19 protein-coding genes are annotated in these 21,949 nt (G+C 65.5%); 10 read left to right on the top strand and 9 right to left on the bottom strand.

Annotation, left to right across the window (positions count from 1 at the left end):
• Positions 1-251 precede the first annotated feature (251 nt).
• Positions 252-3,881, top strand: a complete 3,630-nt coding sequence (locus METLW3_RS0109845) for a vitamin B12-dependent ribonucleotide reductase (RefSeq protein WP_024879754.1) — start codon at positions 252-254, stop codon at positions 3,879-3,881.
• A 102-nt stretch (positions 3,882-3,983) separates the two neighbouring features.
• Here METLW3_RS0109845 and METLW3_RS0109840 read toward each other — a convergent pair whose 3' ends face one another.
• On the bottom strand, positions 3,984-4,553 hold the full coding sequence (locus tag METLW3_RS0109840; protein WP_024879753.1) for a hypothetical protein: 570 nt from the start codon (positions 4,551-4,553) through the stop codon (positions 3,984-3,986).
• 10 nt (positions 4,554-4,563) lie between these two features.
• The gene (locus tag METLW3_RS0109835; RefSeq protein WP_024879752.1) at positions 4,564-5,769 is read right to left on the bottom strand and encodes a cyclopropane-fatty-acyl-phospholipid synthase family protein; all 1,206 of its coding nucleotides are present in this window, start codon (positions 5,767-5,769) and stop codon (positions 4,564-4,566) included.
• 382 nt (positions 5,770-6,151) lie between these two features.
• Between METLW3_RS0109835 and METLW3_RS0109830 the strand changes: the two genes are divergently transcribed.
• Entirely contained in the window at positions 6,152-6,424 is a 273-nt protein-coding gene (locus tag METLW3_RS0109830; RefSeq protein ID WP_024879751.1) for a hypothetical protein, read from the top strand.
• Between the two features lie 110 nt (positions 6,425-6,534).
• On the opposite strand, the gene METLW3_RS0109825 is transcribed toward METLW3_RS0109830, so the two are convergent.
• Complete coding sequence (locus METLW3_RS0109825; protein WP_245267276.1) at positions 6,535-7,932, bottom strand: exopolysaccharide biosynthesis polyprenyl glycosylphosphotransferase; 1,398 nt, start codon at positions 7,930-7,932, stop codon at positions 6,535-6,537.
• A gap of 124 nt (positions 7,933-8,056) precedes the next feature.
• Complete coding sequence (locus METLW3_RS0109820) at positions 8,057-9,151, bottom strand: NAD(P)/FAD-dependent oxidoreductase (protein ID WP_024879749.1); 1,095 nt, start codon at positions 9,149-9,151, stop codon at positions 8,057-8,059.
• Positions 9,152-9,276: 125 nt separating this feature from the next.
• Here METLW3_RS0109820 and ilvD point away from each other — a divergent pair, with 125 nt between their 5' ends.
• Both ilvD and METLW3_RS0109810 read left to right on the top strand, forming a co-directional pair.
• Positions 9,277-11,121, top strand: a complete 1,845-nt coding sequence (gene ilvD / locus METLW3_RS0109815; RefSeq protein WP_024879748.1) for a dihydroxy-acid dehydratase — start codon at positions 9,277-9,279, stop codon at positions 11,119-11,121.
• A gap of 34 nt (positions 11,122-11,155) precedes the next feature.
• Positions 11,156-11,704, top strand: a complete 549-nt coding sequence (locus METLW3_RS0109810) for a hypothetical protein (RefSeq protein ID WP_024879747.1) — start codon at positions 11,156-11,158, stop codon at positions 11,702-11,704.
• Positions 11,705-11,765: 61 nt separating this feature from the next.
• On the opposite strand, the gene rlmJ is transcribed toward METLW3_RS0109810, so the two are convergent.
• Entirely contained in the window at positions 11,766-12,617 is an 852-nt protein-coding gene (rlmJ, locus tag METLW3_RS0109805; RefSeq protein WP_024879746.1) for a 23S rRNA (adenine(2030)-N(6))-methyltransferase RlmJ, read from the bottom strand.
• 3 nt (positions 12,618-12,620) lie between these two features.
• On the bottom strand, positions 12,621-13,310 hold the full coding sequence (locus METLW3_RS0109800; RefSeq protein WP_024879745.1) for a ribonuclease T2: 690 nt from the start codon (positions 13,308-13,310) through the stop codon (positions 12,621-12,623).
• Positions 13,311-13,455: 145 nt separating this feature from the next.
• Here METLW3_RS0109800 and METLW3_RS0109795 point away from each other — a divergent pair, with 145 nt between their 5' ends.
• The 3 genes from METLW3_RS0109795 to METLW3_RS0109780 all read left to right on the top strand — a co-directional run bounded on the left by METLW3_RS0109795 (position 13,456) and on the right by METLW3_RS0109780 (position 16,259).
• Positions 13,456-14,025 (top strand): hypothetical protein, encoded by a 570-nt coding sequence (locus tag METLW3_RS0109795; protein WP_348625814.1) that lies wholly within the window; start codon positions 13,456-13,458, stop codon positions 14,023-14,025.
• Between the two features lie 68 nt (positions 14,026-14,093).
• Positions 14,094-15,485: an SGNH family hydrolase gene (locus METLW3_RS0109790; RefSeq protein WP_024879743.1), complete on the top strand. Its 1,392-nt coding sequence runs from the start codon at positions 14,094-14,096 to the stop codon at positions 15,483-15,485.
• 159 nt (positions 15,486-15,644) lie between these two features.
• The gene (locus METLW3_RS0109780) at positions 15,645-16,259 is read left to right on the top strand and encodes a L,D-transpeptidase (RefSeq protein ID WP_024879742.1); all 615 of its coding nucleotides are present in this window, start codon (positions 15,645-15,647) and stop codon (positions 16,257-16,259) included.
• A gap of 62 nt (positions 16,260-16,321) precedes the next feature.
• Here the strand turns inward: METLW3_RS0109780 and METLW3_RS0109775 are convergent, their stop codons facing one another.
• The 3 genes from METLW3_RS0109775 to METLW3_RS0109765 form a co-directional block, all read right to left on the bottom strand.
• Positions 16,322-16,513 (bottom strand): hypothetical protein, encoded by a 192-nt coding sequence (locus METLW3_RS0109775; protein ID WP_024879741.1) that lies wholly within the window; start codon positions 16,511-16,513, stop codon positions 16,322-16,324.
• 7 nt (positions 16,514-16,520) lie between these two features.
• Complete coding sequence (locus METLW3_RS0109770) at positions 16,521-17,939, bottom strand: glutamate synthase subunit beta (RefSeq protein WP_024879740.1); 1,419 nt, start codon at positions 17,937-17,939, stop codon at positions 16,521-16,523.
• A gap of 160 nt (positions 17,940-18,099) precedes the next feature.
• Positions 18,100-18,987, bottom strand: a complete 888-nt coding sequence (locus tag METLW3_RS0109765) for a branched-chain amino acid aminotransferase (protein WP_024879739.1) — start codon at positions 18,985-18,987, stop codon at positions 18,100-18,102.
• Positions 18,988-19,242: 255 nt separating this feature from the next.
• Here METLW3_RS0109765 and METLW3_RS0109760 point away from each other — a divergent pair, with 255 nt between their 5' ends.
• The 3 genes from METLW3_RS0109760 to METLW3_RS0109750 are packed head-to-tail and all read left to right on the top strand — an operon-like array spanning position 19,243 to position 21,949.
• The gene (locus METLW3_RS0109760; protein WP_024879738.1) at positions 19,243-19,809 is read left to right on the top strand and encodes a MarR family transcriptional regulator; all 567 of its coding nucleotides are present in this window, start codon (positions 19,243-19,245) and stop codon (positions 19,807-19,809) included.
• Positions 19,806-20,585: a response regulator gene (locus METLW3_RS0109755; RefSeq protein WP_024879737.1), complete on the top strand. Its 780-nt coding sequence runs from the start codon at positions 19,806-19,808 to the stop codon at positions 20,583-20,585. Before METLW3_RS0109760 ends, METLW3_RS0109755 begins: the two co-directional genes overlap by 4 nt.
• Complete coding sequence (locus METLW3_RS0109750; protein ID WP_024879736.1) at positions 20,582-21,949, top strand: ATP-binding protein; 1,368 nt, start codon at positions 20,582-20,584, stop codon at positions 21,947-21,949. Before METLW3_RS0109755 ends, METLW3_RS0109750 begins: the two co-directional genes overlap by 4 nt.

Below are 21,949 nucleotides of genomic sequence, written 5' to 3'. Positions count from 1 at the left end.
CTGTGCCGGGGTCTAATGACGCAGCGGCGGATGATCGAAAAAGCTGGTTCTCGCGCGCCCCGAGCGGGCGGCGCGACGCTTTTCGGCAGCCTAAGCTGCGCCTCGTCGCCGCGGCTATCCGCCGCGCTGCGGCCCGACCCCCGTATCTGCGTTTCCAGCCGACGTAGAGTCCCTGCCAAAACGAGCTTGTCGCGACCGACTCATCGGCCGCGATCGATTCACCGCGCGCAATTTTCGAGGATCGAAATACGATGAAGATCGAGCGACGCCACACGACCACCGGCCAGTCTCCCTATGCGGATATCGAATTTCGCGCCGCGCGCAGCGAGATCCGCAATCCTGACGGCTCGGTGGTGTTCTCGCTCGAGAATATCGACGCGCCTGCCGATTGGAGCCAGGTCGCCGTCGATGTGCTGGCGCAGAAATATTTCCGCAAGGCCGGCGTGCCGGCGCGGCTGAAGCGCGTCGAGGAGCATGAGGTTCCGAGCTTCCTGTGGCGCTCTGTTCCCGACTCCGAGGCGCTCGCCCTTCTGCCCAAGGCGGAGCGCTATTCCTCCGAGACCTCGGCGCGCGAGGTGTTCGACCGTCTCGCCGGCGCCTGGGCCTATTGGGGCTGGAAGGGCGGCTATTTCGACACGGAGGAGGACGCCTCCGCCTTTCAGGACGAGCTGCGCTACATGCTGGCGCGCCAGATGGCGGCGCCCAATTCGCCGCAATGGTTCAACACCGGCCTGCATTGGGCCTATGGCGTTGACGGCCCCAGCCAGGGTCATTTCTATGTCGACTACCAGACCGGCAAGCTGACCAAGTCCAAGACCGCCTATGAGCATCCGCAGCCGCACGCCTGCTTCATCCAGTCGGTGGAGGACGATCTCGTCAATGACGGCGGCATAATGGACCTTTGGGTGCGCGAGGCGCGCCTGTTCAAATATGGCTCCGGCACCGGCTCCAATTTCTCCAAGCTGCGCGGCGAGAAGGAGAAGCTCTCCGGCGGCGGCTCCTCCTCCGGCCTCATGTCCTTCCTCAAGATCGGCGACCGCGCGGCGGGCGCGATCAAATCCGGCGGCACCACGCGCCGCGCCGCGAAAATGGTGGTGGTCGATGTCGACCATCCCGATATCGAGGCCTTCATCGACTGGAAGGTGAAGGAGGAGGAGAAGGTCGCCTCGCTCGTCGCCGGCTCCAAGATCGTCAAGAAGCATCTGAAAGCCGTGCTGCGCGCCTGCGTCAATTGCGAGGGGCCGGGCTTCGACTGCTTCGACCCCGAGAAGAACCCCGCATTGAAGCGCGAGATCAGAGCCGCGCGCCGCGCCGAGGTGCCGGACAATTACATCAAGCGCGTCATTCAATTCGCGCGTCAGGGCTATAAGGACATTTCCTTCGACACCTATGATACCGATTGGGACAGCGAGGCCTATCTCACCGTCTCCGGCCAAAACTCCAACAACACCGTGCGCGTCACCGACGAATTCCTGAAGTCGGTGGAGACGGATGGCGATTGGACGCTGACGCGCCGTCTCGACGGCAAGCCGTCCAAGACGCTGAAAGCCCGCGAATTGTGGGAGAAGATCGGCTATGCCGCCTGGGCCTCGGCCGATCCCGGCATTCAGTTCCACACGACGATCAACGACTGGCACACCTGCCCGGCCGGCGGCGCCATACGCGCCTCCAATCCGTGCTCGGAATATATGTTCCTCGACGACACCGCCTGCAATCTCGCCTCGCTGAACCTGCTGCAGTTCCGCGATCCGCAGACGAAGCGTATCGACGTCGACTCTTATGAGCACGCCGTGCGGCTATGGACCGTCGTGCTGGAAATCTCGGTGCTGATGGCGCAATTCCCTTCGCGAGAGATCGCGCAGCTGTCTTACGAATATCGCACGCTCGGCCTCGGCTACGCCAATGTCGGCGGCCTGCTGATGTCCTCCGGCATCGCCTATGACAGTGAGGCCGGCCGCGCGATCTGCGGCGCGCTTTCCGCGATCATGACCGGCGTCGCCTATCGCGCCTCGGCGGAAATGGCCAAGGAGCGCGGCCCCTTCTCGGGCTTCGAGGCCAATCGCGAAGCCATGCTGCGCGTCATTCGCAATCACCGCCGCGCCGCCCATGGCCAGCGCGCCGGCTATGAAGGACTCGCGACCGCGCCCGTGCCGCTCGACCACGCCGCCTGCCCCGATGCGGCGCTCATCGCCCGCGCGACCCGCGCCTGGGACGAGGCGCTCGCGCTCGGCGAGGAGCATGGCTATCGCAATGCGCAAGTCTCCGTCGTCGCGCCGACCGGCACGATCGGCCTCGTCATGGATTGCGACACCACCGGCATAGAGCCGGATTTCGCTCTGGTGAAATTCAAGAAGCTCGCCGGCGGCGGCTATTTGAAGATCGTCAATCGCGCCGCGCCGGAAGCCTTGCGCGCTCTCGGCTATCGGGAAGCGGAAATCGCCGAGATCGAGGCTTACGCTGTCGGCCACGCCTCGCTCTCCAACGCCCCAGCGATCAACACGACCTCGCTGCGCGCGCGCGGCTTCACCGACGAGAAGATCGAGACGGTGGAAAAGGCGCTCGCCTCCGCCTTCGACATCAAATTCGTCTTCAACAAATGGACGCTCGGCGCGGATTTCCTCACTGGCGCGCTGAAGGTTCCGCCGGCCGCGCTCGAGGATGCGAGCTTCGATCTGCTCACCCATCTCGGCTTCTCGCGCCAGGACATCGAGGCCGCCAATGTCCACATTTGCGGCGCGATGACTCTGGAAGGCGCGCCGCATTTGAAGGCGGAGCACTATCCCGTGTTCGATTGCGCCAATCCCTGCGGGCGCACCGGCAAGCGCTATCTCTCGGTGGAGAGCCACATTCGCATGATGGCGGCGGCGCAGCCCTTCATCTCGGGCGCGATCTCCAAGACGATCAACATGCCCAATGATGCGACCGTCGAGGATTGCGAGGCGGCCTATCTCCTGTCCTGGAAGCTGGCGCTGAAGGCCAACGCCCTCTATCGCGACGGCTCCAAGCTGTCGCAGCCGCTCTCCTCGCAGCTCGTCTCCGACGCGGACGACGAGGCGGAGGAAGTCGCCGAGGAGATCCTCTCCGCCAATGCGCCGGCGCGCGCGGCGGCGATCGCCGAACGCATCGTCGAGCGCGTGGTGCATCAAGTGGTGCGCGAGCGCGAGAAGCTGCCGGATCGGCGCAAGGGCTACACGCAGAAGGCGGCCGTCGGCGGCCATAAGGTCTATCTGCGCACGGGCGAATATGTGGACGGGCGCCTCGGCGAGATCTTCATCGACATGCACAAGGAAGGCGCCGCCTTCCGCAGCTTGATGAATAATTTCGCCATCGCCATCTCGCTCGGCCTGCAATATGGCGTGCCGCTCGAGGAATATGTCGACGCCTTCACCTTCACGCGCTTCGAGCCCGCGGGCTTCGTGCAGGGCAATGACGCGATCAAGAACGCAACGTCCATTCTGGACTATGTGTTCCGCGAGCTGGCGATCTCCTATCTCGGGCGCAACGACCTCGCCCATGTGTCGCCGGAGGATATCGGCCATGACGTGCTCGGCAAGGGCGAGCATGAGGGCAAGGCGCCAGAGAGCGCATCGTCGGTCGTCTCGAAAGGACTGCTGCGCTCCAAGACGGATCGGCTGATGCTGGTGCGCGGCGGCGCGACGGCGCTGCGCGAGAATGTCACGGAAGAGGCGGAGCAGCCTTTGTCCGAGCTCGGCTGGACCGCGCCGACGCGCCCGGTGGAGAGCGTCGCCGACAAGCGCGCCGAAGCGCGGATGAAAGGCTATGTCGGCGAAGCCTGCCCCGAATGCGCGAATTTCACGCTCGTGCGCAATGGGACATGCCTGAAATGCGAGACCTGCGGCAGCACCACAGGCTGCAGCTGAGCGCAACGGCGTCGTCGTCTGCTGAGTCGCGCTGATTTTCGAAATACGGCTCGGCGGCGAATTGTCTCATTCGCCGCCGAGAAGAGGACGACCACGCGCCGCTCACAAAGGCGCGTCTGGCACGCCATGCACATGGACGTCGCGGCCCGAGTGCTTGTTGAGAATGTCGACGGCGCTTTTCTCATGCGCGGCGTCGCGCGTGCGCACCCATAGCAATATGCCGCCGCGATCCAGCTGCTCTTGCAGATATTGCGCGTGATGCTCGCCGATCAGCTTGGCGAAGAGCGCTCCGACCAGCCCACCGCCGCCGCCGGCGATGGCCGCCGCTGCGAGCGCGGCCGCCATGGTTCCGCCGCTCGCGAATATCAGCCCCGCCGCGCCTATGGCGCCGATATAGCCGAGGCCGCCGACCAGCGCGCCTTGCGCCTCGCCGATCGACTCGGGCGAGATATAGGCGCCGCGCGGAACATCGGCGTCGTCCGCCACATCCGTCGCCTTCCTATAGGCGTGGCCGAGCGTCGCGTCGACCGTCTGCTCGCCGGCCATCAGGCTGATGTCGGCGCGATCGAAGCCCGATGTCTGCAATTCGTCGATCGCCTCCTGAAGCGCGTCGGCCGTGTCGAACACGCCGACAGCTTCGCGAACCTGGCTGGTCTCCTCGCCGGACGCCATGACTGTCTCCTCATATGCTCGTGCGATACAGAAAGTCGCGGGTGAGCGGCACGGCGTCGATGCGCCTCGCCAGCTGAATGTGGAAGTCGACGAGCCCGGAATGCCGGAACCCCGCCTCGCAGCTCGCGAGATAGAACTCCCACATGCGGCAGAAGCGATCGTCGTAGGTCTCCGCTAAGCGCGACCAATTGTCCTTGAAGCGTCGTCGCCACATGCGCAGCGTGTCGGCATAATGGAGCCGAAGAATCTCGACGTCGGTCGCATAGAGGCCGGCGCGCTCGATCGCCGAGCTGATCTCCGAAAGAGCGGGGACTTGGCCGCCGGGAAAAATATATTTCTCGATCCATGGGCTGCCGGCGCCCGGCCCGGCGGCGCTGCCGGTGGTGTCGACCAGCGCGACGCCGTCCTCGACGAGAAGCGCGCGCAGCTTCTCGAAATATTCGCAATAACGGTCATATCCGACATGCTCGAACATGCCGACCGATATGATCCGGTCATAATGTTCGGTCTCCTCGCGATAGTCCTGCACGGCGAACCGAACGCGATTGTCGAGGCCCGTCTCGCGCGCGCGTTTTTGCGCATAGTCGCATTGCGCCTGCGAGAGGGTGAGGCCCGTCACCTCGACATCGGCGACGCGCGCCAGATAGAGCGCGAGCCCGCCCCAGCCGCATCCGATATCGAGCACGCGCTGGCCGCGCCGCAGCAGCAGCTTGGCGGCGAGATGGGCGAGCTTCTGCTCCTGCGCCTGCTCGAGCGCGTCCTCCCGCGTCAGATAATTGGCGCAGGAATATTGACGCCCGGAATCGAGAAACAGCGCATAGAGCTCGTCGCAGAGATCGTAATGCGCGCGAATCTCGTCCGGCGCGGCGTTCAGCGAATTGCTTTGCGCGAGGCGCTTCTGCATGCCTCGCGCCATGGCGCCGGCGCGCCACAGCCAATGGCCGTAGCCTCGGCCGAAATTGGCGAAGCACAAGTCGAAGAAGTCGTAAATATCGCCGCTCCCTATGACGAAGGAGCCGTCCATATAGGCTTCGCCGAGAGCGATATCGGGCGCTAGCGCCAGCTTTTGCGCGAGATTGCGATCCTTGATCTCGACCGTCACCTCCGGCGCGCCGCGCCCGAAGCGGCGCACGCCGGCGTCCGGCCCGACGAGCGTCAGCGAGCCCGCTGCGATGGTTCTCGTCAAGAGCCGTTCGAGCGAAAACAGCGCTGTCATTTGCGACGTCCGGCTGGAGTTCGGCAAAGCGCCGAAACCTCAGATATCGCCGTGCGCCCATGCTTCAATATGCGGGCATGGCCACGCCGCCGCGCCGCCGGCCCGTGCGTTCACGCACATCGCCGCGATCCGGCGCGGGCCATTGTGAGCAGGTCGCTCACCGGCCCCGGTCTCTCAGACCAGCCACAGCGGCAGAGTGTGGAATTCCTCCTCTCGACCTTCTCCTGAGCCTTTTTCGAGCCGCCCCATCGCGGGGCGGCTTTTTTTTGCGCCGGCGGCGGGATGAAGCCCGGCCGGCCCTGCGCGCCGTTTCTTGCATGGGCGTCTCTGCATGGACGACCCTGCGCCGCAGGCGAGGGCTGATGCGTAAGAGGAGATCGACTTGGCCGAGGAACCGAAATTCACCCGCGAGCGCCCCAAGACGGTCGGCGAGCTGATCGAGGCCTTGCAGAAACTGCCCGCGGCCGCGCGCGTCTTGGTCCATGGCGAGGACGACAGCCTCTATGACTGCGGCGCGCCCATGATCGAGCTGGTGATGCTCAATCGATACCCCGACAGCAAGGACCATCTCGGCCCGCACAGGCTGTCGAGCGGCATGGACGCCGATAAGGCGATCGGCGTCGTCATCATCAATGACGCAAATCGGGAGTGGTGAGGGAAGCGCAGCGAATTAACGAAGCGCGCGGAATTTTCCGAGGGCCGGCCGTGGCGCGGCCCTCGTCGCAGCAGCCCTAGGCTCGGCGATCAGACGCCGCGCCGCCTCTCTCAATAAGCGCGCGAATCGCGCAGCACCATCATCATGGTGCGGAATATGATGCCGACGTCGAGTAGAAGCGTCCAATTGTCGATGTAATAGAGGTCGCAGTCCACGCGGTTGCGCAGCTTATCCAGCGTGTCCAGCTCGCCGCGGAACCCTTCGACTTGCGCCCAGCCGGTCATGCCCGGCTTCACCCTGTGGCGCACGGCGTAATATTCGACCAGCTCCTCGAGATTGCGCCCGTCGGTCTTGGTGGCCAGCGCATGCGGACGCGGGCCGACGATCGACATATCCCCGAGGATCACATTGATCAATTGTGGCAGCTCGTCGATGCTCGAGCGCCGGATGAGACGCCCTATGCGCGTCACGCGCGGATCGCCGCGACTGGTCTGAACGGTGGCGTGCGCATCGGTCTTCTCGGCGAACATGGAACGAAATTTCCACAATTCGAAAATGCGGCCGTTGAAGCCGACGCGCTGCTGTCGAAAGAAGATCGGACCAGGGGAGTCGATCCTGATCGCCAGCGCGGTCGCCGCCATCAGCGGCGCCAGCAGAATGAGAGCGCATGAGGCGAGAGCAATGTCCTCGAGGCGCTTGAACCAGAGGCTCCAGCCGTGAATCGGCTCCTCAATTCCACAAAAGGAGATGCGGTCGCCGAATTTCGCGACGCCGACGACATCCGCCAGCACGCGCCGATCCGCAGGCAGGACGAACACGCGCGTGGAGAGATGCCGCAGCATGTCGAGATTGCGCAGAACATTCGGTATCTCGGCCCAGGGCGCTGCGAGATAGACATGGTCGATCTCGTCCTGGACGATGCGATCCGACAAATCCGCGAGCTCGGCGAGATCGGCGTATTTGGCGTAGCCGACCACGACCTCCTCATTGCGGGTCTCACCCTCGATCTCGCGCGGATGCAGCGGGTCGCAGAGCACGCCGACCGAGAGCGCGCGATGGACGAAGGCGCTTTCCGCCAGCGCCTCGCGGATGCGCCTCAAGATCAAGGCGCGCGCGGCGACCGCGATCGCCGTGCTCGACCCGGCCCAAGAGAAGAACCAGAGGCGCGAATAGCTCTCCGCCGATTTCGTCGCCGCGGCGATGCAGATCATCAAGGCGAAAGTGGCGAGAAAGGAAAGCGTCGCGCGCCGCAGCACATGTCGGCGATCGAGCACGCTCGAGGTCCGATAGACCTCGAAAATATGCGCCAATCCGAACTGCAGGGAGGCGGCGAAGAAAATCGCCCAGATTTGCCACTCCTGCGGCGACGCCCCTGCCGATCCGCCGGGAAGCCCAACGCATGCGAAGCCCGCGACGATCAGAGTGAAAATGTCGAAGGCGGCAAATCCGGCAGAAAAATTATGGAGCGAAATTCGTTTCGACTTGCGAGTCGATCTGCGGGACCACACGACGTCCCGCGAGTCGCAGAAATCCAACCACATACTAGTCAACCCCGAAAATATTCGGAAGTAATGTAGCTTAATTTTCTGTCAATGCAAGTCGCGCATATGCTCTGTTTCGAGACAGATGCGTTCAGTCCAGCAAGGCGGCGACATGATCGCCGAGCGCCAACGCCGAGGTGAGTCCCGGGCTCTCTATGCCGAACAGGCAGACCAGCCCCGCGAGGCCGTGATCGGCCGGGCCGAGAATGCGAAAATCCGCCACGGGCGCGCCCGGCCCGGTCAGCTTGGGCCTTATTCCGGCATAATCGGGAACGAGCCTCTCGGCCGGCAGCCGCGGCCAATAGCGACGAATGCGCGCCGCGAAATCGGCGCGGCGCGCGGCCGAGACGCGATAATCTTCGGCGTCGATCCATTCCACATCCGGTCCGAAACGCATGCGGCCGGCGAGATCCAATGTGACATGGACGCCGAGCCCGCCATCGATGGGAGCGGGATAGATCAGCCGCGTGAAGGGCGCGCGGCCGGAAAAGGCAAAATAGCTGCCCTTGGCGAGGATGAGCGGCGGTATAGCCGCCGGATCGAAGCCCGCTATGGCGGCGGCGACCGCCTGAGCGCGCAGCCCCGCGGCCACGACGAGAAGCTCGGCCTCCACCACGCCCGCATCGACGCCGCCGAAGCGAATGCGCCAGAGGTCGCCGATCCGCTCGGCTCCCGGAACCGGCGTCGCCAGAGCGATCGCGCCGCCGTGATCCTCGATCTCGCCGCGAAGCGCCAGCATCAGCCCGGGCGCGTCTATGACGCCGGTCTCGGCGCTGAGCAGCGCCGCTGCGCAAGAGAGCGCCGGCTCCAGCCGTCGCGCCTCGGCAGCGCTACAGGCGGCGAGGCCTTCGACGCCATTGGCGCGCCCATTCGCCAGCAGAGCGTCGAGCTTTTCCTCCTCGCCCGGCTCCGTCGCGACGATCAGCTTGCCGAGCCGGCGATGCGCGACGCCATGGCTCTGCGCGAAAGCATAGAGCGCGCGCCGCCCTTCGACGCAGAGCCGATGGCGCAGGCTGCCGGTCGGATAATAGAGCCCGGCGTGGATCACCCCGCTATTGCGGGAGGAGACGCCGCCGCCGATGACGGGGCCGGCCTCGGCGACAATGACCTCATGGCCCTGCGACGCGAGGCTGCGGGCGACCGCGAGCCCGACCACGCCGGCGCCGACGATCAATGCGCGCGCCATGGGCTTCCTTTCGAAGAACAGCGAGGCCGACGCTCACGCTCCGCCGGCTTCGCCCGGTTGCGGGGCCTGGCTCCTTGGGATAGTGCATCTGCGACACGCTTTTTGAAAGAAGAAGAGAGCCGCCCATGCCGCCGTTCCGCTCCCGCACCACCACTCATGGACGCAATATGGCGGGCGCGCGCGGCCTGTGGCGCGCCACCGGCATGAAGGATGATGATTTCGGCAAGCCGATCATCGCCGTCGCCAATTCCTTCACGCAATTCGTGCCCGGCCATGTACATCTGAAGGACTTGGGCCAGCTCGTCGCGCGCGAGATCGAGAAGGCCGGCGGCGTCGCCAAGGAGTTCGACACGATCGCGGTCGATGACGGCATCGCCATGGGCCATGACGGAATGCTCTATTCCCTGCCCTCGCGCGAGATCATCGCCGACAGCGTCGAATATATGTGCAACGCCCATTGCGCCGACGCTCTCGTCTGCATCTCCAATTGCGACAAGATCACCCCCGGCATGCTGATGGCCGCGCTGCGGCTGAACATCCCCACCATCTTCGTCTCCGGCGGGCCGATGGAGGCCGGCAAGGTCACGCTGCATGGCGAAAGCCACGCGCTCGATCTCGTCGACGCCATGGTCGCGGCCGGCGACGACAAAGTGAGCGACGCCGACGTCGCCGTCATAGAGCGGTCGGCCTGCCCCACTTGCGGCTCCTGCTCCGGCATGTTCACGGCCAATTCGATGAATTGCCTCGCCGAGGCGCTCGGCCTCGCTCTGCCCGGCAATGGCACTGTGCTGGCGACCCATTCCGATCGCGAGCGCCTCTTCGTCGAGGCCGGCCATCTCATCGTCGATCTCGCCCGCCGCTGGTACGAGCAAGATGACGCCAGCGTTCTGCCGCGCTCCATCGCAAAGTTCGAAGCTTTCGAGAACGCCATGACGCTCGACATCGCCATGGGCGGCTCCACCAATACGGTGCTGCATATTCTCGCCGCCGCCTATGAGGCGGAAGTCCCCTTTACGATGGCGGACATCGACCGCCTGTCGCGGCGCGTGCCGGTCCTGTGCAAGGTCGCGCCCAGCGTGCCGGACATTCACCTCGAGGATGTGCATCGCGCCGGCGGCATTTACGCCATTCTCGGCGAGCTGGCGCGCGCCGGCCTGCTGCATACCGATCTGCCGACCGTGCATGCGACGACGCTCGGCGAGGCGCTCGCGCGTTGGGACGTGCGCGTCTCTAATAGCGAGAGCGTCGCGACTTTCTACCGCGCCGCGCCGGGCGGCGTGCCGACGCAAGTGGCCTTCAGCCAGAGCCGCCGCTTCGACGCGCTCGATCTCGACCGCGAGAAAGGCGCCGTGCGCGACGCCGCCCACGCCTTCTCCAAGGATGGCGGTCTCGCGGTTCTCACCGGCAATCTGGCGCTCGACGGCTGCATCGTGAAGACGGCGGGCGTCGACGATTCCATCCTGAAATTCGCCGGCCCGGCGCGCGTCTTCGAGAGCCAGGACGCCGCGGTCGATGCGATATTGAATGGCAAGATCGTCGCCGGCGATGTAGTGGTGATCCGTTATGAAGGTCCGCGCGGCGGCCCCGGCATGCAGGAGATGCTCTATCCGACGAGCTATCTGAAATCCAAGGGCCTCGGCAAAGCCTGCGCGCTCATCACCGACGGGCGTTTCTCCGGCGGCACATCGGGCCTCTCCATCGGCCATGTCTCGCCGGAGGCGGCCGAGGGCGGCCTCATCGGCCTGGTGAAGGAAGGCGACAAGATCGAGATCGACATTCCGGCGCGCTCCATCCGCCTCGCCGTTTCCGAAGACGAGCTGGCGAAGCGCCGCGCGGCGGAAGACGCGCGCGGCAAGGACGGCTGGAAGCCGGCCAAGCGCGCCCGCAAGGTCTCGAAGGCTCTGCGCGCCTATGCGGCGATGACGACCAGCGCCGCGCGCGGCGCCGTGCGCGAGGTTCCAGGGGAGTGAATGAGTTCGACAGACTTCTCTCATGAGATGAGACATGGCGGCATATTCGGAAAAGGCGCAGCCATTTCTCGATGCGATCGCAGATGCGGTCTTCAATTCGATCACCGTTCGCGATTGGCTCATCCGAGGAACGCGAGCGCAAGCGCATTACGCAGGCGCTCCCGTTTTAATCGACGAGCAGCGCGCGGTTCGGTGGCGCAAAAAGCCGACGATACAGCCATTCTGGGCCAACTATCATTGCGGAAAGGACGACCGTTGCACATGTCGCATCGCCGGGAGCAGATCTTTGGAATCGGATGCCATCTTCTTTTTTCGAAATACTCTCGGCCATACCTTGGCTCTGCACGTCGAGTATAAGCATCCGAACGAACCGTTCCGTCCTGGCCAGCCGGAAGGCTACCCGCTCAGGGCCGCATGTTTTACTAAGACTCATTCGCAACGCCCGTCGCTGAATGCCCATGACGATTGGATAGCCATCCTATTTTGCGGAGATGAAACACTCCGCGACAGCAGATCGAGAAATTTCGACCGCGTCATCACACATTCCGAGGCACGCGGCATGATTCCGTCATACCCAAGATAGGCGCGCAGAAAATATCGCTTTTGGCCCGTAACGTTTCATGAAGCGGCTCGCTCTTGCCGCGTCACTCCCCGCTCACCCATTCGATCTCGCATCCGGCGCCCGGCCCCTGCGCCAGGCGCTCCGCGAGAAAGGCCGAGATCGCCCGCGCCTCCTCCTCGAAAGTGAAGGGCGGATTGACGACGAGAAGGCCGGTGCTGCGCAGCTTGGTGTCCGCCTCGGCGCCGCCGACGCACAGATCGAGACGCAAAATCTTCTTCACGCCGCTGGAGCGCAAGGCGCCGATCAGCCAGCGCTGCTCCGCCGCATCCTTGATCGGCCGCCACAGCGCATAAATCCCCGTCGGCCATTTGCGATGCGCGTCGAGAAAGGTCTTCAGCATGCGCTCGGTCTCGTCGCGCTGCTCGAAGGGCGGATCGATGAGCACGAGCCCGCGCCGCTCCTTCGGCGGCACGAAGGCGGAGAGACCGACATAGCCGTCGAGATGAATGGCCTTCACGCGCTTGTCGCGCGCAAAGCGCGTCTGCAGCGCGTCGAAAGCGTCCGGCCGCAATTCGCAGAAGACGGCGCGATCCTGCGGGCGCATGAAGCGCATCGCGATCAGCGGCGAGCCGGGATAGAGCGCCGGCCGCCCCTCGGCGCCGAGCGGGCCGACGATATCGAGATAGGGCGCGAGCAGATCGCGCAGCCGCGCATCGGCGCCGGAGAGATCAGCGAGCCGGCCTATGCCGCCGCGCCACTCGCCCGTGCGCTCGGCCGCATCGGCGGAAAGATCATAGGCGCCCTCCCCCGCATGCGTGTCGATGACGCGAAACGGCGTCTCCTTGCGCGTGAGATAGAGGAGAAGCCGCGCCAGCAGCGCATGCTTGAGCACATCGGCGAAATTGCCGGCATGAAACCCATGGCGATAATTCATCGTCTACAAGGGCGCCGGCACGGAGATTTCGCCGGAGCGGCAAGCGCCGCGCGCGATCTCGGGACAGGGACGGAACTCGCGCAGATCGCGCGAGAAGCAGATGCGCACATCCTGCAGCGCGCCCTTGCGGCAGGTGACGGCGAGCATGCCCGGCCGCAGCCGCGGATTGGCGGCGATGAAGGCGCGCTGAATATCGAGCGGCGCAAAGCTCTGCGCCTGCCGCGGCCGCTCGAGCGGCGCCGGTATGGTCACGCTCTGCGTCGCGCGGCGCACGTCGAGGAAATAATCGGTCGGGCTCTTGCCCGAGCAACGGCCATGCTTGCGCCATTCGTGCCGCGCCAGGCCTTCATCGGGGTAGACGCCGGCGACATGCTCTAGCGCCATGCGCGAGGGCGTCGCGGCGCCGTCGCAATCGCTCGGAAAGCCATGCTCATATTGCGGCCACAGGCCATGAGTGACGAAGCCTTTGCCGAGGCCGGGCTCGCATTGCGCGCGATACTCGCGGCCGCCGCCGCTCTCGCAGAAGGCTGGCGACCAGGAGAGCGTCAGCACATAGAAGTCGAAGCCGCCGGCGCCACGCGCCTCCGCCGGATCGATCGCCGCGCTCCGCTCCGGGTCCGCCATGACGCCGATCGGCGCGAAAAGCGACAGGAGCACCAGGACGGCGCCGACGAGGGTCGTTTGCTTGAACATGCGCCCGCTCCGAAAAAGCCCGGATGCGGATTGATGCCGGAGCGTGAGGCGTCGCGTCAAGCGGCGGTTCGGCGAAAGCCGACGGGCGTTGACGTAACCTACTTATTCACTAGGATAATGGGACGACGTCACGGAGAAACGCCACGTGCCGAGCGCAATTCGCACGCTCTTCGCCGCAATGGCGCTGCTCGGGCTCGCCGAAGCGGCGCGGACCGAGCCGGCGCGCGCCGCGACGATCGACGGCCAAGACGGCGCGGCGTCCGGGCGTCCCGACATCAGGAGCATCAAGATGAGCGAAGAATTGCGCTATCAGATCCGGCTGAACATCAGCGACGACTACGCCGAGCTCGCCCGCACCGATCCGCAGAACGCCGCTCTCGCGCCGATCGCCGCGATTTTGGCCAAGCATCACGCCGCGCTGAGCAATCAATTCGACGCTTTCGCCCATTATGTCGCCGAGGCGGAGAAACAGGGCGTCGAACATTTTCCGCTCTACAAATGGACCAAGGCGACGATCGAAGACCCGGTCAAGAAAGCCAAGCACGTCAAATCCTTCTCCCTTTATGTCGAAGGCGAGGAGGTCTATCCGAAGGCCGCTGCGGACGCGCTCGAAGCCGATCTCACGCCCTTCGTCGGCGGCGGCGTCGTGGAGAAGCTTTCCAAGCACGACACCGATCCGGCGCATAATCCGCAAGCGCCCGCGCATTTACGATAATAGCGCGAGCGCAGCCGCTAACGGCGAAGCGATCCGCCCCGCGCGTCTCAGCGCGGCGCCGGATCGCTTTGACGCCGGGGCCGCGCTATATTGGCGATATGCGCAGCCTCTCCCGCACCCTCGGCCTTTTCGCGATTCTTTTCCTCGCGCTGCTCTTTAGCGGTGTGGACAGCGCGCGGGCGCAGGACCCGGTCGGGGATTTCTTTCAAGGGCTGTTCGGCGGCCGCCCACGCGCCCATTCGGAGGCCCGCCCGGCTGCGCGCGAGACCGGCCGCATGCGCCGGCTGGTGCCGCATCGCGAATATAGCGCGCCCGCCTATTGGCACGGCCAGAGCAAGGCGGCCAAGAAGGACAAGACGCAAAAGCCCGAGGACCCCAACGCCCCGCCGCCCTTCCAGGTGGCGGTGATCGGCGACAGCCTGGGCCAAATGCTGGCCGACGGCTTGGACGAGGCCTATTCGGACCGCGCCGACATTCGCATCCTGCACCGGGCGAAGGACAGCACGGGCCTGGTGCGCGAGGATTATTTCGATTGGCCGAAGGCCGCGCGCGAGCTGCTCGCCGGCGGCGACAAGATCGACATGGCCGTCATCATGATCGGCTCCAATGATCGTCAGGCCATTCACGAGGGCGCGGAGACGATCGAGACCTTGTCGCCGCGCTGGCGCGAGCGCTACGCCCAACGGGTGGAGACTGTGCGCGCGGCGTTTCGCGAGAAGAAGATTCCGCTGGTTTGGGTCTCTCTGCCCGTCACCAAGAGCGAGCATTTCGCCGCCGATATGGCGAAGCTCAACGACATCTACCGCCAGGCGGCGGCGCAGGACAGCGCGGCTTTCATCGATATTTGGGAGGCCTTCGCCGATGAGCGCAACCAATACCAGGCCTTCGGCCCGGATATAAACGGGCGCATCGTCAAGCTGCGGTCGGCGGACGGCGTCCATTTCACCGATGTCGGCGCGCGAAAGCTCGCCCATTTCGTCGAGGGCGAGATCAAGCGGCTCTTCGACGCGCGCCATCCGACGCCCGACGCCGCGCCGGCGGAAGCCGCCCTGCCCCCGGCCGAGGAAACGCCGCCCGCAGAGGCCGCCGTCGTCGCCCCGCCGGTCCAGATCATCGCGCCGAGCGGCCCGGCTCCCGCGGTCGCGCCCACTCTGCCGGCGGATCGGCCGGCGATCGGCCAGACGCAGTCGCTGACGAGCGCCGCCGTCGCGGCGGACGGCGAGCTGGCGCGGCGCGTGAAATCCCCCTCCACGACGGGAGAGGCCCAAGCCGCCGCGGCGCGCGCGCTCGTCGATCATATTTTCGTCGAGGGCGGCGAGCAGCCGAGCCAGCCCGGCCGCGCCGATGATTTCTCCTGGCCGCGAGGCGGCGCCAAGGTCACGCCGGTCTCCGCGCCGACGCCTGCGCAGGCTTCGACCCCGGAGCCCGCCGTCGCCCCCTCCGCCGCCGAGACGCGCTGAGCGGGACGGTTCGCTCAAAACGCGCGGAAACCGTCAATTCCGCATTCAATTCGTCTCGAATGAAGCGCGCTGGCGAAGCGGCCTCGAGGGAACAGGCGCGCCGGCGGCGCATTTTTCTCCCGCTCGAAAGGCCCGAGGGCCTCGAAGGGAGTATCCATCATGTATTTTCGTCGTTCGTCTCTTTCTGTCGCACTCGCGCTGGGCTTCGGCTGCGCTGCGCCCGCCGCGCAGGCTTTCGAAAACCCGTTCGCCTTTCTATTCAGCGGACGCTCGGCGGCGGCTAGCGCCCCGTCCTCTTCCGAGGGCCAGCTCTCCGGCGAATATTCCTCGACGCGCTCGGTCGTCGCCGATCCGACCCGCCAGCGGCCGGGAACGGTCACCGTCGACACGCAGAATCGCGTTCTCTATCTGTCGATGAACGATGGCCAGGCGATGCGCTATGGCGTCGGCGTCGGCCGTCCGGGCTTCACCTGGCGCGGCCATACGCATATCGGCCGCAAGGAGGCCTGGCCGGCTTGGACGCCGCCTTCCGCCATGCTGCACCGCCGCCCAGATCTGCCGCGCCATATGAGCGGCGGAGCCAATAATCCGCTCGGCGCGCGCGCCATGTATCTCTATTCGGGCGGCCGCGACACCATGTTCCGCATCCATGGCTCGAACGAGCCCTGGACGATCGGCCATGGCGTCTCTTCCGGCTGCATCCGCATGCTGAACGGCGACGTCAGCGACCTCTATAGCCGCGTGAAGGTCGGCACGCAGGTCCACGTTCTCTGACGAGAAACGCCGGCGGCTCGTCTCGCGATGAGCGCCGGCGTCTTATTTTCGGCTCGGTCGCGTCAGCCGACGCAATTGGCGTTGGTCAGGCCGGAGATGATGACCTGCGCGACGACCCAGACGCCGATCAAAATCCAGGCGATACGCGTTTTCTTCTGCCCATAGAGATAGGCGCCGCCGATCGGCATGGCGAGCAGCGCATAGGGCAGAGCCGAATTTCCGATATTCTCGCAGAACCACAAGGCCGTGGGCATGTTTTCCTCACCTCGGTAGATTTGTTTCGCCCATCAGGAAGGCGTCCACCGAGGCGGCGCACTGCCGGCCCTCGCGGATCGCCCATACGACAAGCGATTGCCCGCGCCGCATGTCTCCGCACGCGAAGACTTTTTCGCGTGACGATCGATAGGATTTGACGTCGGCGGCCACATTGCCGCGCGGGTCCAGCGTGACCGCGAGCTTTTCCAGCAGGCCCTCGCGGACCGGCGAGACGAAGCCCATGGCCAGCAGCACGAGATCGGCCTTCAGCGTGAACTCGCTGCCAGGAATGGCGGCCAGCTTGCCATCGACGCGCTCGCAGCGCAGGCCGGTGACAGCTCCGTCGGCGCCGATGAACTCGCGCGTCATCACCGCGAATTCGCGGGTCGACCCCTCGTCATGGGAAGAGGAGGTGCGCAGCTTCAGCGGCCAGTCCGGCCAGGTGACGAGCTTGGCTTCCTTCTCCGGCGGGCGCGGCATGATCTCGAGCTGCGTCACCGAAAGCGCGCCCTGGCGCACCGATGTGCCGATGCAGTCCGAGCCCGTGTCGCCGCCGCCGATGACGACGACATGCTTGCCGGAGGCGAGGATCGGCTCATTGGTGACGAGCGGCTCGCCTGAGACGCGGCGGTTCTGCTGCGGCAGGAAATCCATGGCGAAATGCACGCCGCGCAGATCGCGCCCCGGAATGGAAAGATCGCGCGGCTGCTCGGAGCCGCCGGAGAGGATCACGGCGTCATGCTCGGCGACGAGCTTCTCCGCCTCGAGATCGACGCCGACATGCACATTATAGTGGAAGGCCACGCCTTCCGCCTCGAGCTGCGCCACACGGCGGTCGATGAGATGCTTCTCCATCTTGAAGTCGGGAATGCCGTAGCGCAGCAGGCCGCCGGCCTTGGCGAACTTCTCATAGACATGCACGTCATGGCCGACGCGCGCCAGCTGCTGCGCGGCGGCGAGCCCGGCCGGGCCGGCTCCGACGACGGCGATGCGCTTGCCAGTCTTGGTCTTCGGCGGCTCGGCCACGATCCAGCCCGCCTCGAAGCCGCGGTCGACGATCGCGCATTCGATCGTCTTGATCGTGACCGGCTGGTCGACGAGATTCAGCGTGCAGGAGGCCTCGCAGGGCGCGGGGCAGACGCGGCCGGTGAATTCCGGGAAGTTGTTGGTCGAGTGGAGATTGGCCAGCGCGCGGCGCCAGTCGCCGTGATAGACGAGGTCGTTCCAGTCGGGGATCTGATTATTGACCGGACAGCCATTGTGGCAGAACGGAATGCCGCAATCCATGCAGCGCGCCGCCTGATTGCGGGTCGCCTCCTCGGAGAGGGCGATGACGAATTCGTCATAATGGCGGATACGGTCGGCGGCCGGCTTATATTTGCGGTCCTGCCGGTCGACTTCCAGAAACCCCGTGACCTTTCCCATGCCTCGCCAACCCCTCGGCCCGTCGTATCAATGGCGCCTTCGAGGGATTTTTTACCACGAAGACGCGTAGGACACGAAGCAAATCGTCTCGGATATCGCTTTCCCGACTCGTCCGCCGGCTCGCGAATGTCTCTCCGCGCGCGCTTTTACGCGGCGAAGCTCAGGCGGCGGCCGCTTTCGGATCGACTTCGCGCGTGTAGTCTTCGATCAGCGTGCGCGAGATCGCGCTCGGCGTGAAGCGATAGGGACCGGCCTCCGCGACCGGCGTGACCTCGGCGCCCGTGCCGCAGATGAAGCACTCGCTGAACTCCGGCAGCTCGTCCGGCATGATGCGGCGCTCGACCACCTCAATCCCGCGGCGGCGGGCGAGATCGATGACCGTGCGGCGCGTGATGCCGTCGAGGAAGCAATCGGCGATGGGGGTGTGCAGCACGCCGTCCTTCACGAAGAAGATATTGGCGCCGGTGCATTCGGCGACGCGGCCCTGCCAGTCGAGCATCAGAGCGTCAGCGTAGCCGCGGCGCTCGGCGCGATGCTTGGAGATGGTGCAGATCATATAGAGGCCGGCCGCCTTGGCCAGCGAGGGCGCAGTCTGCGGATCGGGCCGGCGATAATCGGCGACGTCGAGGCGAATGCCCTTCATCTTGGTGGCCACGTCGAACATGCTCGGCCAGTCCCACACGGCGATCGCGACATTGATCGTCGAATTCTGCGCGGCGACGGCCATCATCTCGCTGCCGCGCCAGGCCACCGGCCGCACATAGCAGCTGTCGAAGCCATTGGCCTTCACCACCGCGGCCTTGGCAGCGTCGAGCTCGGCGACGCTATAGGGAATCTCGAAGTCGAGGATTTGCGCGGAACGCTTGAAGCGCTCGGAATGCTCGGTCGATTTGAAGATCGCGCCGCCATAGGCGCGCTCGCCCTCGAACACGCTGGAGCCGTAGTGCAGCCCGTGCGAGAGAACATGGAGCTTGGCGTCGCGCCAGGGGATGAGCGCGCCATTGAACCAGATGTAGCCGTCGCGCTGGTCGAAAGGCAAAACCGACATCCGACACTCCGATGAGGTCAAGGGCGAAAAAGAAGGGAGCCGTCCCGTGCGGCGGCCGGTCTCGAGCCGGCCTTCTCCAAACCACTAGCCATCGGTCAGAAATATGTCAATATAGCTGACGTATAAGTTCAGGACGATCGAGCGGCGCCGGAGGGAGCGTTTCACCCTCCCATTCAGAGGGCGGGCTTCCGAGCGCCCTGTCCAGGGCATGGTTCACGGCTTTTTCGCTTCCACCGACATATAGCGGTTCCCGACGTGAAAGCATCCATTGAACGCAAGCCATTGCGCCCGACCTCGACGCAGGCGCTCGTCGGACGCGAGCCTGCGCCCGAGAGCGAACCCATGTTCGATCTCATCGAGCTGTTCTTCTTCGCCTATCGCGATTTCGTCGGCGACGCCGACCGGCTGCTCGAGAATTATGAGTTCGGCCGCGCCCATCACCGCGTGCTGCATTTCGTCTATCGCCGCCCCGGCCTCGCCATCGCCGCCCTGCTCGATATTCTGAAAATCACCAAGCAGAGCCTCAACCGCGTGCTCAAGCAATTGCTCGACGCCGGATTCGTCGAGGCGCGCGAGGGCGCGACCGACCGTCGCCAGCGCCTCCTCTTCCCGACAGCCAAGGGCGCGCGTCTCGCCCAGGAGCTGGCGACGCTGCAATCGGAGCGCTTCCGCCGCGTCTTCGGCGAGCTGCCGCCGGAGGCGCGCGAGACGACCGTCGATTTTCTGCTGGCCATGGTCAGCGCGCCGGACCGCGAGAAAGTGCGCGCCCATCTGCCGCCGCGCCGGCGCCGGCGGCAGCTCACCGAAGACGACGCCGCATGAGCGCGCCGGCGCCGCAGACCGCGGCCGAGCCCGGCCCACATATTCTCGTGGTCGACGACGACAGGCGCATACGCTCGCTGCTGTCGCGCTATCTCGCCGCGCAGGGCTATCTGGTCAGCGCCGCCGGCGACGCCGCCCAGGCGCGCGCGCGGCTCGCGGACATGACCTTCGACCTCATCGTCCTCGATGTGATGATGCCCGGCGAGAGCGGACCGGAATTCGCGCGCAAATTGCGTAGCGAGGCGGAGCCGCTGCGCTCCTCCCCCATTCTCATGCTGACCGCGCGCGGCGAGACGGCCGATCGCGTGGCCGGGCTGGAGGCCGGCGTCGATGATTATCTCGCCAAGCCCTTCGAGCCGCGCGAACTGTCGCTGCGCATCGCCAGCATTCTGCGCCGCGCCGGCCACGCCGCCCGCCCTGCCCCGGCGGCCGCGAGCGTGCGTTTCGGCGCCTTTGGCTTCGATCTCGAAAAGGGCCGATTGCGCGAGCATGATCGAATCGTCCATTTGACGACTCGCGAAGAGGAGATTCTGCGCGTGCTGGCGACGAATGCGGGCGAGATCGTGTCACGGCAGAGGTTGGCGCAGCGCCTCGTCAATGGCAAAGTCGAAAGCGCCGGCGAACGCAGCGTCGATGTCGAGGTGGCGCGGCTGCGCCGCAAGCTCGAGAGCGACGCGCAAGGCCCGCGCCATTTGCAGACGATCCGCGGCCGCGGATACAGGCTGTGGGCGGACGCCGTCATCGGACCGGACGAGGAATACGGAAAAGCGCAATGACATCAGCCCTCCCCGCCGCGCTCGACGCCCCGCGCCAGCTCTGGCGGCGCTTCGCCGGCTGGCTGCACGAGCGCATGCCCAAAGGCCTCTACGCACGCTCGCTGCTGATCGTGATTCTACCGATCGTGCTGCTGCAATCGGCGGTCGCCTATTTCTTCATGGAGCGGCATTGGCAGGCGGTGACGTCGCGCCTTTCCGCCGCCGTGGCGCGCGACGTCGCCGCGCTGATCGATTTCTACGAAGCCTTTCCTAAGGATGAGCATCGCGACATCATCCAGCGCATCGCCGGCGAGGATTTGAGCATAGACGTTCATTTCCTGCCCAAGGAGCCGCTGCCGCCGCCCGCCGCCAAGCCCTTCTTCTCGCTGCTCGACCATACGCTGTCGCGGGAATTGTCGCTGCGCCTGCAGCGCCCCTTCTGGATCGACACGGTGGGGCGCTCCAACATCGTGGAAATCAGAGTCGCGCTCGACGATTCGGTGATGCGCCTGCTCGCGCATCGTACCCAGGCCTATGCGTCCAACTCGGAAATCTTCTTTATCTGGACGGTGATCGCGTCTCTGGTCATCATCGCCATCGCCACCTCCTTCCTGCGCAATCAGATCCGTCCGATTCTGCGCCTCGCCCGCGCGGCGGAGGAGTTCGGCAAGGGCCGCGAGGTCGCCTTCAGCCCACGCGGCGCGCGCGAGGTGCGGCAGGCCGGCGCCGCCTTTTTGGAGATGAAGCGCCGCGTCGAGCGCGCCATGGAGCAGCGCACCACCATGCTCAATGGCGTGTCGCATGATCTGCGCACCATCATCACGCGCTTCAAGCTCTCGCTCGCCCTCATCGGCGAGACGGCGGAGACCAATGAGCTGAAGAAAGACGTCGACGAGATGGAGCGCATGGTCGAGGCCTATCTCGCCTTCGCGCGCGGCGACGGCGGCGAGGCGACGGCGGAGACCGACGTCTCCGCCATTCTGGACGAGCTGAAAACCGACACGGAGCGGCGCGGCCTTCGGGCCGAGACGACCTTCGCCGGCCGCAGGCAGGTCGCCGTGCGCCCGGCCGCCTTCCGCCGCTGCCTCGCCAATCTCGTCGGCAACGCCCAGCGCTATGCGAAAAACATATCGCTCACAGCCGTCAATGACGGCCATATGCTGACCATCCACATAGACGACGACGGCCCGGGCATTCCGGTCGAGCGGCGAGAAGACGCCTTTCGGCCCTTCTACCGGCTGGACGAGTCGCGCAATCAGGACGAGAGCCATTCGGGCCTCGGCCTCGCCATTGCGCGCGACATCATGCGCTCGCATGGCGGCGAGGTGACGCTCGATGGCTCGCCGCTCGGCGGCTTGCGCGCGACCGTCACCTTGCCGGTGTGA

The sequence above is a fragment of the Methylosinus sp. LW3 genome (genome assembly GCF_000527115.1).
Classification (GTDB): domain Bacteria; phylum Pseudomonadota; class Alphaproteobacteria; order Rhizobiales; family Beijerinckiaceae; genus Methylosinus.
This window is presented reverse-complemented; position numbering and strand designations above follow the sequence as displayed.